The 13,425-nt window shown below is 46.3% G+C and carries 12 protein-coding genes, 3 tRNA genes and 1 pseudogene; 6 read left to right on the top strand and 10 right to left on the bottom strand.

Annotated features, from left to right (window positions below):
- Positions 1-712: caspase family protein (locus KF839_RS07585; RefSeq protein ID WP_292917235.1), on the bottom strand; the 712-nt coding region annotated here is incomplete at its 3' end.
- A 304-nt stretch (positions 713-1,016) separates the two neighbouring features.
- Between KF839_RS07585 and KF839_RS07580 the strand changes: the two genes are divergently transcribed.
- Together KF839_RS07580 and KF839_RS07575 are read left to right on the top strand one after the other, a co-directional pair.
- Positions 1,017-1,274, top strand: a complete 258-nt coding sequence (locus KF839_RS07580) for a hypothetical protein (RefSeq protein WP_292917234.1) — start codon at positions 1,017-1,019, stop codon at positions 1,272-1,274.
- Positions 1,249-2,298 (top strand): annotated as a pseudogene (locus tag KF839_RS07575) (recombinase family protein); the annotation flags it as partial. The gene KF839_RS07580 and the pseudogene KF839_RS07575, both read left to right, overlap by 26 nt.
- Before the next feature lie 505 nt (positions 2,299-2,803).
- Here KF839_RS07575 and KF839_RS07570 read toward each other — a convergent pair.
- The 3 genes from KF839_RS07570 to aroC all read right to left on the bottom strand — a co-directional run bounded on the left by KF839_RS07570 (position 2,804) and on the right by aroC (position 4,410).
- Positions 2,804-2,879: transfer RNA gene (locus KF839_RS07570), tRNA-Phe, on the bottom strand.
- 62 nt (positions 2,880-2,941) lie between these two features.
- Positions 2,942-3,018 (bottom strand) — tRNA-Arg (locus KF839_RS07565).
- Positions 3,019-3,240: 222 nt separating this feature from the next.
- The gene (gene aroC, locus KF839_RS07560; RefSeq protein WP_292917233.1) at positions 3,241-4,410 is read right to left on the bottom strand and encodes a chorismate synthase; all 1,170 of its coding nucleotides are present in this window, start codon (positions 4,408-4,410) and stop codon (positions 3,241-3,243) included.
- 225 nt (positions 4,411-4,635) lie between these two features.
- Here aroC and hemF point away from each other — a divergent pair, with 225 nt between their 5' ends.
- Both hemF and KF839_RS07550 read left to right on the top strand, forming a co-directional pair.
- Positions 4,636-5,532 carry an oxygen-dependent coproporphyrinogen oxidase gene (gene hemF / locus KF839_RS07555; protein ID WP_292917232.1) on the top strand — a complete coding sequence of 299 codons (897 nt, stop codon included), beginning with the start codon at positions 4,636-4,638 and terminating at the stop codon, positions 5,530-5,532.
- Between the two features lie 7 nt (positions 5,533-5,539).
- Complete coding sequence (locus KF839_RS07550) at positions 5,540-6,793, top strand: dicarboxylate/amino acid:cation symporter (RefSeq protein WP_292917231.1); 1,254 nt, start codon at positions 5,540-5,542, stop codon at positions 6,791-6,793.
- A gap of 13 nt (positions 6,794-6,806) precedes the next feature.
- Here the strand turns inward: KF839_RS07550 and KF839_RS07545 are convergent, their stop codons facing one another.
- The gene (locus tag KF839_RS07545) at positions 6,807-8,021 is read right to left on the bottom strand and encodes an HD-GYP domain-containing protein (RefSeq protein ID WP_292917230.1); all 1,215 of its coding nucleotides are present in this window, start codon (positions 8,019-8,021) and stop codon (positions 6,807-6,809) included.
- A gap of 316 nt (positions 8,022-8,337) precedes the next feature.
- Here KF839_RS07545 and KF839_RS07540 point away from each other — a divergent pair, with 316 nt between their 5' ends.
- Both KF839_RS07540 and KF839_RS07535 read left to right on the top strand, forming a co-directional pair.
- Entirely contained in the window at positions 8,338-9,204 is an 867-nt protein-coding gene (locus KF839_RS07540; protein WP_292917229.1) for a PA4780 family RIO1-like protein kinase, read from the top strand.
- Between the two features lie 63 nt (positions 9,205-9,267).
- Positions 9,268-9,344: transfer RNA gene (locus tag KF839_RS07535), tRNA-Met, on the top strand.
- Between the two features lie 178 nt (positions 9,345-9,522).
- Here KF839_RS07535 and KF839_RS07530 read toward each other — a convergent pair.
- The 5 genes from KF839_RS07530 to KF839_RS07510 form a co-directional block, all read right to left on the bottom strand.
- Positions 9,523-10,593, bottom strand: a complete 1,071-nt coding sequence (locus KF839_RS07530) for a type I restriction endonuclease (protein ID WP_292917228.1) — start codon at positions 10,591-10,593, stop codon at positions 9,523-9,525.
- A 188-nt stretch (positions 10,594-10,781) separates the two neighbouring features.
- Complete coding sequence (locus KF839_RS07525) at positions 10,782-11,324, bottom strand: MerR family transcriptional regulator (protein WP_292917227.1); 543 nt, start codon at positions 11,322-11,324, stop codon at positions 10,782-10,784.
- Between the two features lie 181 nt (positions 11,325-11,505).
- A complete protein-coding gene (locus KF839_RS07520; RefSeq protein WP_292917226.1) occupies positions 11,506-11,814 on the bottom strand; it encodes a hypothetical protein in 309 nt (102 codons plus the stop codon).
- A 105-nt stretch (positions 11,815-11,919) separates the two neighbouring features.
- Complete coding sequence (locus tag KF839_RS07515) at positions 11,920-12,927, bottom strand: AAA family ATPase (protein ID WP_292917225.1); 1,008 nt, start codon at positions 12,925-12,927, stop codon at positions 11,920-11,922.
- Positions 12,927-13,385 carry a hypothetical protein gene (locus KF839_RS07510; RefSeq protein ID WP_292917224.1) on the bottom strand — a complete coding sequence of 153 codons (459 nt, stop codon included), beginning with the start codon at positions 13,383-13,385 and terminating at the stop codon, positions 12,927-12,929. The genes KF839_RS07515 and KF839_RS07510 overlap by 1 nt, the downstream gene beginning before the upstream one ends.
- Between the last annotated feature and the right edge of the window lie 40 nt (positions 13,386-13,425).

Here is a 13,425-nt window from a genome sequence, read left to right as displayed (position 1 = left end):
GGGTCACGGACAGCTCTATAAGCGGTTCCACTTCTTTCAGTGAAATGAATGCAGATACATTTGTTTTAAAAATCGGCCTCTGCCCACCCCACTGTCCTAGTGTTCTGTCTATGTACGCATAAATATTGCTGGGCAGGATGTTTCCGGTCAAATCGGCACATTGCCCATCGATAGCGTCTAGCAAGAGCGACGAGAAAATTCCTTTTTTGTTGTTTTCCTGTGCGGTTTCGGTTGCTTGGCAGGAGGTTAATATCGTAACGCCGTCTGCAAGTTCCGATACTTTTCTATTCACCAGTCGAGGGGCTGCGAGCCTTCCGGAATAACAGCAATCCAGAATAATGACTTTATTTTGAGCCTCAGATTCATTGGCGCATCGCATAATTTCGTCCATCGACACACCTTCGTCATATCGGTCGAAGTCTTGCGTAACCAGATAACCGCCATAGGAATTTAAATAGCCATGCCCTGCGAAATACAAAAGGGCGATAACTGGGCTTCCGGAAAATAGATTCTCAATTTCTTCCTTAAGTAAGGTTTTTTCGATTTTTCCATTGGAGGAGAGCAGCATTTTGGTTTCAAAATTGGGCTTCCCATCATAGTGTGACTTGAGCAGCTTACTCAGCTGTACTGCGTCTGACACGCAGCCTTCAAGCGGGCTGCATGGATAATCGTCGATACCGACAATCAACGCTTTTCTCGCTTCACGATACATTGGAGCAACTCCTGGATGAAAATCACAAGTTTAACATGCGCTGAACAGCGCCAGAGTAGCTGCATATTAACAGCTCTTCATGTCCTGCTTTAGGCTGTTCCAGGAATTTATTCCTTGACTCATTGTTTTAAAGATCCTATCTATTAGTCAAATTACCAGATCTGTGTCTTCGGGTTGCAATTCTCTTGGTGAATTCGATTCAACTGTTTCCCGCCTGCTAAGCAGGCAGCTCTCATAATTCCGTACATCATCAACTCTAAAAGGGCATGCTTTTGCCTTGGCAGAAGTATGCGTCGTATTTGCTATGAAATTAGATATAGAAAAATACCGTAAGCATCTCGCGCTGTACGATCTGGACAAAGAGCGCGAGGAGGAAATTATCCGCTATGTTTATATGATTATGGATGAATTCGTATCGGCGGCCTTCAACAAGCACCCGGTACAGCACGCCCTGCAGGAAAGAAATTGCGAAGCTTTGCAAAGCCAGAGTGGCGTGATAGATTCAAAAGATCATTCAACCAAATCGCCATGCCAAAATGCTACATCCCATGTGGATGAATAAGGAGGATTCTGCCATGACACAACAAGCCATTATCTATTGCCGTGTATCGAGTCCCAAACAAGTGACTGAAGGCCATGGCCTGGCCTCTCAGGAGACGCGCTGCCGGGAATATGCGAAACATAAGGGTTATGACGTCGTGGAAGTCTTCCATGACGAAGGGATTACCGGCAAATTGCTGGATCGCCCGAACATGAAAGCGATGCTGGCATACCTCAAGAAGCATCGCATTGCCAATCCGATAGTTATCATCGATGATATTAGCCGGCTGGCTCGCGATATCGAAACGCATTTGCGTTTGCGAGCATCGATAGCTGCTGCCGGGGGCAAGCTGGAATCGCCGTCCATCGAATTTGGCGACGATTCCGACAGTAGGCTGGTCGAGCATCTGCTGGCTTCTGTAGCTGCGCATCAACGCGAGAAGAATGCCGAGCAAGTGTTCAACCGCATGAAAGCTAGGATGATGAACGGCTATTCCGTGTTTAATGCGCCGGTTGGTTACCGCTATGACAAGGTAGGCAGGCACGGCAAACTGCTCGTTCCAGATCAACCCTGTGCTTCTGTCATTACGGAAGGATTGGAGGGGTTTGCTTCAGGCCGGTTTGATACGCAAGTCGAACTAATGCGTTTTTTTCTCTCCTCGCCTCATTTTCCCAAAGACAGATTTGGAAACGTGCATATGCAGCGGATAAAGGAAATCCTTAATCGCGTTTTATATGCCGGTTATCTGGACAAGCCGGATTGGAATATCCATCTGGTCAAAGGCCATCATGAGGCATTGGTGAGCTTTGAAACCTATAAGAAAATACAGGCGCGGCTAAACGGACAAGCCAAAGCCCCGGTACGCAAGGACATCAATGAAGATTTCCCCCTGCGTGGTTTTGTTGCCTGCGCCTGCTGCGGTACACCAATGACCGCATGCTGGTCACGTGGCAGAAATGGGCTTTATCCTTATTACCTGTGCCAGGGTAAGAATAATGGCGTCAAGTGCAGCCAGTACGGCAAATCCATTCGCCGTGACAAACTGGAAGGCGAATTTGAGATGCTGTTGAGCGAAATGAAGCCTTCCAAGGATATGTTCTTCCTGGCCGCTGAGATTTTTACCGATCTGTGGAACACCAGACGCAATGACGCAAAGCAGGAAGCGGATGCAATTCGTCGCAATCTTGCTCAGATCGAACGCAAGACGGAACAGTTTTTTGAGCGGATCGTAGAAGCCGACAATCCGATATTGATTACGGCTTATGAGAAAAAGTTACGTCAATTGGAAGAAGAAAAGATTACGCTCGATGAAAAAATCGCGCAATGCGGCCGTCCGCTGCAATCGTTCGATGAAACGTTTAGAACCGCCATTCAATTCCTATCAAACCCGCATCAGCTCTGGGTTTCTGACAGATTGGAGCACAGAAGAGTCGTCCTGAAGCTCGCTTTCAGTGAGCGACTTCGGTATTGCCGGAACGAGGGGTTTAGAACCCCCGAAAAATCGCTTCCCTTCTTGCTTTTGGAAGGAAGCGATGGGGTGAAGCATGAAATGGTGGCCAAGGGCGGAATCGAACCACCGACACAAGGATTTTCAGTCCTCTGCTCTACCGACTGAGCTACTTGGCCATTGTGACATTGCTGATAAACGAATGATCCGTGAATCGCAGCAAAAAGATTATTCGGTGAAGTGGCGCGCCCGGCAGGATTCGAACCCACGACCCCTTGGTTCGTAGCCAAGTACTCTATCCAACTGAGCTACGGGCGCAAAGTACAATCTCTTTACTTGCACTTGTTAAGCAACCGGGGGATTATATCAGATTGAAGTGAGCGCGGGATTCGAAGTTGCGCTTTTGTTACGGTATTTGTTTTCTTCAAACTGTAATCGACTAAACCGATTCGGATTGCCAACTATCACATTTATTTGCGGGGGCGATGATGGTCGATTTGGCTGATCTTGTCAAGGCTAACTGTTGCCGATCCGTGCAGTTTAAATATCTTCCTCGGGTTCGGGGTCTTCATTGTGCGGTATCGGTGTTGTTATTTTCAGGCTGTGTGTCACACTGATTTTTCCGGGTATTTTCGGTGTTTTGCAAATCACATCGGCATTTTGTGCGCGATGCCGTAAGGCGTGATCGATCAGTACGAGGGCCAGCATCGTTTCGACAATCGGCGTTGCGCGAATACCCACGCATGGATCATGACGGCCATGTGTTTCGACAATGGCGGCGTTGCCGTTTTTATCGATGGATCGTCTTTCCAAACGAATACTGGAGGTTGGTTTGATGGCCACATTAACGGTGATGTCCTGACCGGTCGAGATGCCGCCCAGAATGCCGCCGGCATTATTGCTTAAGAAACCTTCCGGTGTCATTTCATCGGAGTGTTCCGTGCCGCGTTGTGACACGCTGGCGAATCCTGCGCCGATTTCAACGCCTTTGACAGCATTAATATTCATCATGGCATAGGCAATTTCGGCATCCAAACGATCGTAAACCGGTTCGCCCCAGCCCACGGGCATGCCTTGGGCAACCGCACTAATCTTGGCGCCGACGGAGTCACCGGATTTTCGCAATTGATCCATGAATTTTTCCAATTGATCGACCGCGTTGTTGTCAGCGACGAAAAAAGGATTGGTATTGATATCTTCCCAGCGTTTGAATGGAATTGGAATAGGGCCGAGTTGTGCCAGGAAGCCGCGGATGACGATACCATATTTTTCACGGAGCCATTTTTTTGCAATGGCGCCGGCTGCCACACGTACCGCCGTTTCACGCGCCGAGGCGCGTCCACCGCCGCGGTAATCACGGATACCGTATTTTTGCCAATAAGTGTAATCGGCATGCCCCGGACGGAAAACGTCCATAATTTTACTGTAATCCTTGCTGCGTTGATCTTCGTTACGAATTATTAAGGCGATCGGCGTACCGGTGGTTTGCCCTTCAAATACCCCGGAAAGAATTTCGACGGTGTCAGATTCGCGGCGCTGTGTTACATGTCGCGATGTGCCGGGTTTGCGCCGATCCAGCTCGAGTTGAATATCTTCAGTGCTAATTGTTAACCCCGGAGGGCAACCATCAACAATGCAGCCAATAGCGGGGCCATGTGATTCGCCAAATGAGGTGACGGTAAAGAGCGTACCAAGTGTATTTCCAGACATACCGTTGCATTTTTCGGGTGAGTTTATGATGTATGAGTCTATCATACGCGCCCGGGTTTTCGACAGCTTGAATGTAGTCTTGTCATGCTGATCGGACTACCAAAGATTGAGGCATATCAACAATCAAATTCGGTCATCATGCTATACCTGCGCTAAAATGCGAGGTATCGCAGATGGGTCATGAAATTTGAGCCATTGTCATAAAAATAAATACCAGGAGTTTGCATGAATACACCACGAGTTAAAGAGTTTCTTCTGAGCTTGCAAGACAGCATTGTTAACGGGCTGGAGCAAGTCGACGGCAAAACCTTCAGGCGCGATCAATGGGATCGTCCGGAAGGTGGCGGCGGTATGAGCAGCGTGATCGAAGAAGGGAACGTGCTGGAGCGTGGTGGTGTTAATTTCTCACATGTATTCGGGCCCGGTTTGCCGGCATCCGCGACGGCAGCACGACCTGAATTAGCCGGGCGTTCGTTTGAAGCGATGGGGGTGTCGCTGGTGTTGCATCCGCGCAATCCCTATGCGCCAACCGTGCACATGAATGTACGTTACTTTGAAGCACGTAAAGAGGGCGCAGAGCCGGTTTGGTGGTTCGGCGGCGGGATGGATCTGACACCTTATTATGGTTATACCGAAGATGCGGTTCATTTTCATCAAACTTGCAAAGATGCTCTTAAGCCTTTCGGCGATGATTGTTATCCACGCTTAAAAAAATGGTGCGATGACTACTTCTATTTAAAACATCGCAAAGAGCCGCGCGGCGTTGGTGGTGTGTTTTTCGACGATTTGAATCAGCCGGATTTTGAGGCTTGTTTTCAGTTGACACGCAACGTCGGTGAAAATTTTCTGAATGCCTACCAGCCGATTCTGGAACGCCGCAAGGATGAAGCCTATGGTGAACGTGAGCGCGATTTCCAAGCATACCGGCGCGGGCGGTATGTGGAATTTAACTTGGTTTGGGACCGGGGCACGTTATTCGGTTTGCAAACCGGCGGGCGTACCGAATCGATTCTGATGTCTTTACCGCCGATCGTAAAATGGCGCTACGACTGGAAGCCTGCAGCGGGTACTCCGGAATCGAAATTGTATACGGATTTTCTGATCGGCAAGGATTGGGTGTAATTGTCCGGTGAATAAAATATCGCTTAACAACCAGATCTTGCTGGGGGTGGTATCCGGTGGAATGCTTGGGTTTTGGTTGGCGGAACTGGGGCAGGAATCGGAGATTTCTCAAAGCGGGCTATACGTAGCAAAACTGATCGGTTCTTTATTTACTGATCTGCTGCGAATGGTATTGATTCCGCTGGTGTTTACTTCGATAGTGGTGGGGGTCGCCAATCTGCGTTCGCACCGGCAAATGAACCGTGTTTGGCAGGCGACGCTGGTTTTTTTTATGTCGACGATGCTTTTTGCAATCGCGTTGGGTTTGACGGCTGCCAATATATTGCAACCGGGTGGCGGTTTACAGATTGCCATGTTCCAGGATGCGATACAAAGTTTTCAAGCAACACAGATGTCAATCGCCGATTTCTTTGCGCAGTTCTTGCGATCGTTGTTTCAGAATCCAATTGCGGCGTTGGCGCAAGGTAATGTGCTGGCGGTGGTAATTTTCGCTTTGTTGTTAGGCATCGCCTTGGTTATTGGCGGTGAACGCTATCGCAATATCCTGGCATTGATGCAAGAATTTTTGGAATTGATCCTGATGCTGGTTGGCTGGATTATGCATTTGGCGCCGCTCGGAATTATGGCGCTGGTATTGCAATTGGTGGTGACACAAGATGCCGGATTACTGTCAACGCTGATTAATTTCGTAGGGATTGTTATTGGAACGACGTTACTGCATGGATTAGTGGTTTTGCCGCTGATACTGTTTCTAATGACGGGTATGACGCCTATCCGGTTTTGGCTTGGCGCGCGTGAGGCGCTTATTACAGCATTTGCGACCAGCTCGAGCGCTGCGACCTTGCCGGTGACGTTGCGTTGCGCTGAACAACATTTGCATGTCAAACGCGATGTGGCCGGTTTTGTTATTCCGGTCGGGGCGACCATGAATATGGATGGTACGGCGCTTTATGAAGCGGTTGCCGCTTTGTTCGTCGCCAATTTGGTGGGGATTGAACTCAGTTTGTCGCAGCAGCTGATCGTGTTTATGACAGCGATGCTGGCTGCCGTTGGTGCGCCTGGTATTCCCAGTGCCGGTATGGTAACGATGGTTGTGGTATTACAATCGGTCGGGCTGCCGGTGGAAGCCATTGCAATTTTATTGCCGATTGATCGATTGCTCGATACGTTTCGTACGACGGTCAATGTCGAAGGTGATTTGGTGGGAAGCCTGGTTGTGCAGCATTGGACTCAGAACGCCGAGCCGAATGCACAAGATTAAAGCAATAATATTTTTAAATCAGATCATTATCCCGGAATCGCTGCTGTATTTCTAATACCTTGTTGGCGTTATTGATCAATGCTTCGACACAATCGCGATCCAGTTTGGAATTGGACATTTGACGAAGCGCTGCAAAAGCTTGTTCATTAGTCCAGGCCGCTTTATAAGAACGGCGTGAAGTCAAGGCATCGAACACATCAGCGACGGCACTGATGCGTGCTTCAATGGGAATTTCCTCGCCTTTCAGGCCATTTGGATAACCGCTGCCGTCGACCGCTTCATGATGAAACTCGGCGATATTGCGCAGAATATTGGCGTGACCCAGTGTACCCAAACCAAAATCTTGCAGTACCGAGTCGATGATTTCGCGGCCTTTGACCGGATGCGTTTTCATGACATCGAATTCCGTGTCGTTGAGTTTGCTGGGTTTGCGCAAGATGTTATCCGGGATACCGATTTTTCCAACGTCATGCATCGGCGAAAACAGGAAAATATGTTCAATTTGTTCGTCACTAATGCCATAACCGGATGCCAATTCGCGCGCGATTAGCCGGGCGTAATGCGCGGTGCGGTCAATATGAGATCCGGTTTCTAGATCGCGATAATGCGTCATGCTGCGGGCGGCGCGGACTGCCGCCAGCAAAGTACGAATCGCGGTCAATTCGTTAATGACCATCAATGCGATTAAATGGCCGTAGATATCTATTTGCCGCAGCGTTTTTGAATCGAAAGGGTGTTCCAGTTGTGAATTAAAAAATAAAAAACCAATGAAAACATCATTTTGATAGAGCGGCATGGTATAGCTGGATTTGTAACCTTTGGCTGCGACACGCTGCGTGTGTTCGTGCGTGCCCTTGGAGAAAATATGAAGGTCCTGCACCAAACGCGGACGGCGATGCTCGATAATGGCATGCAGCGATGGCGCCGAACTCAGCGGCGCTTCGTAGGTGGTTACCGGACTGTCGCAACCTTCTGTACTGTGAGTATAGGTTTTGAGCATTTGCGTTTTTTCATCAAATAATGCTATTGCCAATCGATCAATGAAGGAAAAATCCTGGCGGATAATCTGATGCAAGAAACGCAGCTTTTCTGTTAATGGTATATTTTCATGCAAATTAGCCAGCGTGTCCTGGTGTGTAAAAAGATCTTCTTCCGATTGCATAAAAATTCCTTTGAGCAGATTTCCGACGATGCTGATCAAACCGATTCCCAATTTGTTCGATTGCATTGAGCATACGTCGCATAACGAGGGTGCTTATTTTTGATATTTTAAACGATTTGCCGTTGTGACGGCATGTTGGTTTATCAGTCCGTTCGATCATCTTATTTCGGGAATTTGGAGTATTTCAGCCGGCACATATCACTATGTGGCAAATTGCCGCGCGACAATTTGTCACATTCCCAAACGAAATCATTCTTCCTACAATTTTCTAAACGTGAATTATCCAATTTTATTTTGTGCATGTTTATCACGGTGAAATAGCTATATTTGTAACTTATTGGAGGATGATGAGCGGAATGCAAAATCCGCGCGCATAAAACTTATGAAGATACCGACACGGTTAGAACCGCTGATTGAAGAAGGCTTGATTGATAGTGTTATATGTCAACTAATGAGCGGAAAAGAGGCGATGGTTTATATGGTGCGCTGCGGTGAAAAAGTGCGCTGCGCCAAAGTATACAAAGACAGTAATAAACGCGATTTTCATCGTCACTCTTATTATACCGAAGGACGAAAAGTCAAGAATAGCCGGCGTGCCCGTGCAATCGAAAAAGGTAGTCATTATGGTCGCATTGCTCGCGAAGAGGTTTGGCAGAATACCGAGGTGGAAATGCTATGCCGGCTTGGCGTGGCGGGTATCAGTGTTCCAAAATTTAATAATTTTTTTGCCGGCGTGCTTTTGATGGAGTTGATTACCGATTGGGAAGGTAATGTTGCGCCACGATTGAGTGATATGATTTTGTCACCCAAACAAGCGCGATCCTATTACAAATTTTTAATCGATCAGATTGTGCAAATGCTATGCCTTGGAATTGTTCATGGCGATCTCTCACCATACAATGTTCTGGTAGGGAATCAGGGGCCTGTGATCATTGACTTACCGCAGGCGATCAACGCAGCCGGAAATCAGCACGCCCGATTGATGATTAAGCGCGATATCGATAACTTAGCGGCATATTTCAGTCGATTTGCTCCAGAGCTTGCGCAATCTGATTACGCAACCGAAATTTGGAGTTATTACCAGCGAGGTAATTTACCGAAAACACAATTAACCGGCAGCGTTAGAGTGCAATCTAAACCGGTAAATGTCAGTGGTATTTTGCAGGCAATTGACACTGCATTAAAAAAAGAACTTGCTTGGCAGCGGCACAAACAAACCAAGTTGAATAATTATTCTTCACTCTATTAGTTTCTTAATAAATACTGCACATTGACCCGAATACCTTTGGTTGTGTTATAATTCCACCCCTGACGCGGGGTGGAGCAGTCTGGCAGCTCGTCGGGCTCATAACCCGAAGGTCGTAGGTTCAAATCCTGCCCCCGCAACCAAATAAATCAAGCACTTAGAGAAAAAAATCCTAAGTGCTTTTTTGTTTATTCAATTTAATGTCACTGATATGTCACCATGATATATCAACGTTAAACTATGAAAACCCGCCGCTGGGACGGGTTAGTGATTAATTGTTTTAAGAATTATTCTGTAGTTAATCTTCTTTGCACCAATCGTTCAGATAGCTTTAACTCCATCTGTCTTTGTATATGTGGAAGTTGTTTTCCTCAATTTATCAGCATGCTTATAGATATCTGATAAATCATTAATTTGAATAATACTTTCCTCGCTTTCGTCAAAAAAACCGATGGATAGCTTGGTTGGGTTATTAAACCTCAAGCGGCAAATAGGTTTGCGGTTATTGTCATCGAAAAGAATGGCACAGTAACTTTTTGCATCCCTCATTACAATTCTTTTGGGATCGGCTAATTCACATAAAATTGCGCGCACAATGCGGAATCCTTCCATTTCTTCATTGCTGGTGGTTATATCACTGGATTCCTGCCCTTGTTGCGAAGTTCTTGATCCTGTTGATTGATCCATCGCCATCTTTAATCTTTCGGTGATTTTCTCACCTATAAGCTGACTAAATGCATCCTTTGTGATCTGGGTGAATTGTTCCTTGATCGCTGGTGTGAATCGTTTCCCGTTTAAGACTTCACCGCATATTAACTTAACAAACTCTTCGGAAGGATTTTCTATCCATCCGGCTAAGATATTTCCGACGGCTCTTGTGTACTTTAAATCACTCGCTGTATTCAGGATTTGTTCTATATTGAATGCCGCTTTGGTGAATTTCTTCAATTCCTCAACATGTTGATCTTTGAAATCAAGGATGTTGAACTCAAAAAACGGCCTTTCATCCATTTTGTTTGGCTGTTCCAGGTCAGTGAAAAATCGGTATGAAACACCATTTGTTAAAATCCCGAAACGTGCTTCTGTCACATGGAAATAACGGAATAGTTGTGATGCGTGGTTGATATTTAGATCGCTCCCGCTTTTCTTGCATTCGAACAATATGATTGGCTTGCCATCTATGAGAATGGCGTAATCTACTTTTTCGCCCTTTTTTAAACCAATATCAGCTATTAATTCGGGAGTAACTTCTGATGGATCAAATACGTTATAACCAAGAATCTGTATAAATGGCATTATCAATGCGTTTTTGGTGGCTTCTTCTGTCTGTATGTTGTCTTTAACTTTATTGATGCGTAATGCCAGTTCTTTGATTTGGTCTATTAAGTCCATCGATTCGCCTTTTATTGTTTATTATCGGTTTCCCAATGCTTGGATTAGTAAGTGCTCATCATTACACCAATTACTAAAATAAACAATGCTATTGACCATCATTAATTCTTAGAAGTAGTAGTAATAATGCTTTTTGTTACGATCAACGCTTCTTCATTTAAGACTTTGAGTTCCATGGATCATTGACTTTAGTGCATTGACTCTTCGCTCAATAATTGGTCTATCGAAGCAATCACTGCTTTGTGCTCTTCGCTATCAAGCCGCATCTCAAAAAGTGGCGGTAACTCGAAATGACTATTGCTTTGGAGATAACCGTAAATTATTTCCTCCATATACGTCGACAATAGTGAGTCTTGAATTTCAATTACTTGCTCCCCGGTAACGGGAACATTAGCTTCTTTCAAGGCGGCTGCTAACCAGTCAACCCTTCCAAAATATAAGTTAGGCAAGATTCGCGTAAGGGTTGCTTCAATGATCTTTTTTTCTGTGCTACTGTATACTCGATCTGCTTCAAGTGTGACCTCGTTCCCCTGTAACGGTAAATACTGTTTACTTTTCCCGCCGCCCGTGTTGCCGGTAATCCTGCCTTCTTTGGTCTGCCTTATATCCAAATTCGCGGCTCTCCACGCAACCGCTGTTTCAAGGCTATCGGTAGGCATACCACGCCTTACAAGCCGGTGAACAGTTTCACGCGACACACCCAAAAGTCTCGCTAATTCAGTTTTTTGCATAATTTTTACCTTAAAGTATGTAAGTGACTTGTCAACCCATTTTAGCGGCGACTCGCTAGAGAAAAATTGCGGGCCTAATTACCCTCGGCTATGCCACCCCCCTTCCAAGTACCTATTCGTTATATAAAACAATTAGTTATGTTTATATTGCCTGATACGTTCATAGATTGAAGTGATATGATCACTCGAAATTTTCTCCGCTGGCACGTTGCAAAAAATATTGCAGCGCATCGGGATCATTCCGGCATTTATCCAAAACTAAGTGATGCTCTTCTTCAGGCTCATCAATCTTAAAAAGCCATGCTCTTATCATTTCAATTTCCAAAGATTCAAAGCTATCTGTTTTTTGTGAATTGCAATGTGTAAGACTGGTTTGATAATGTGCGCCTAATGTGCGGGCAGTTTTTGGGTATTGTGCGGGTAATGTGCGCGGTATTGTGCGATCAAGAACCGCGCCAGCTAAGGATTTCAGGCTACTTTGTGCGTGCATTGTGCGTTCCTATGTGCGGAATATTGGGGTAATGTGCGAATGTGCGTTTCCTAGGGTGCGCACAATCGCACAATATAAATTCATAAAATGTTCCGTTGCCGTTATTCATTTCTTGCGTGCATCTGCTATCACAATCATCCGGCCTGATTCTCTCGCTCTGTCGATCATCCGCTTAAGCTGGAATCGTGACAATCCCGTTTCTATCATGATTTCTTGACGGCCTGCTCCATCTGCTGCCAGTTCTTCCACGCGGTCTAGGATCGCATCTGAAGCTGGTTTGTACTTCCATTCGATACGATCATCAAAACTTTTTAATTCAACCTCAAGTGGTTGTGCATCGTCGCCGGTAAGGTTTCGCGCTTTTTCGAAGAGAAGCTCAAACTTTGCGCCCTCGGTGTTTTCGTATTCAGCCGGTCGGCGTAGGCTTATGACCGTATCTAAAACATCCTCACGCCTAGATGTTCCACGTTGTGCGCCGCCTTTGCCTGCATGATGAACGAAAAGGATTGAACGGCCTTGTGCGCGGTGTCTAAGTGCCCATTCTTGAACAGGAAGCCAGCTTTCGCCCTCATTCTCTTTGCCGCCGCGTGCTAACGTAGAAAGGTTGTCAACAATGATTAGATCGGCATCGTTAGCATGGCAATCAATCATTTCGCGCCCGATTGTGGTTAAAAGGTTCGGCATAGTTCCATCCTTTTGCAGATCGGGTGTTAGAAGTTGAAAACCGTCTTTTTCCGGTTCGCAGTCAAATGAATTGACGATTAAAGAAAGTCGCTGTTGCAACGTTGGTGCTGGTAATTCGCCATCAATGAAAAGTACGCGCCTTTTTTGAGGTGCATTCCACCCAAGAATAGTACCGCCGGAAGCTACCGAATACCCAATGGATAAAGCCAGCCAGCTTTTCCCAATACCGCGCCAAGCATAAAGCATTGCAAGGCTCTGTTTGGTCAGCCAAGGCGATAACATGATTTCACGGGCTGGCAGTTCCTTTCTTAAAAAATCGCCGATATTGATGCATACGGCTCTGGAATTGCTCTGGATTTTGTGAATGGTGTCATTAGAATCATTATCCGCGGCCATCATCTCAAGTACCTGGCTTTCTAACGATGCCATTATTGAAACCTCCTCGAATAGCTTGCTGCATCATTAATCCTGATAACCGCATTAGATAGACAAGAAACATCCTCTTCAGGTAAAGCCTTGCCAGTCAGCATGGTTCTGGCTGCAATCAGCACAATAAGCGCGTCACGCTGCAATGCGTGGATAATCTGCCAGTCGTTAAAGTAGGATCGTGCTTGCGGCTCGTATTTGCACTCGGTGCGCGGGAAAAGATCGGCTGGATTTAGGCCGATTGCTTGCGTGATTTCGTGAACGCTGCAACCGGCGAAGCAATGCATTAAAACTTGATCTTGACGGCCAAGGCTGACAGCCAAGCTGCGGCCTTTCTGGTCATTGTGGGAAGGGCAAAATGCCAAATAACCGCCGTTGCTGCGTTTGACAACACCCTTCAAACGGCTGGTAATTTCGTTCAAATTGTCGCTATCGTGCAACTTTTTTGTGCTAAAATTCAATTTCCAAACTCCTTGTAATTAGTGCTTACAAAGCGCCCGG

It is taken from the genome of Nitrosomonas sp., from assembly GCF_019635155.1.
Classification (GTDB): Bacteria; Pseudomonadota; Gammaproteobacteria; order Burkholderiales; family Nitrosomonadaceae; genus Nitrosomonas.
Note: the sequence above shows the minus strand (reverse complement) of the source record. Positions and strands in the feature narration are given on the sequence as shown.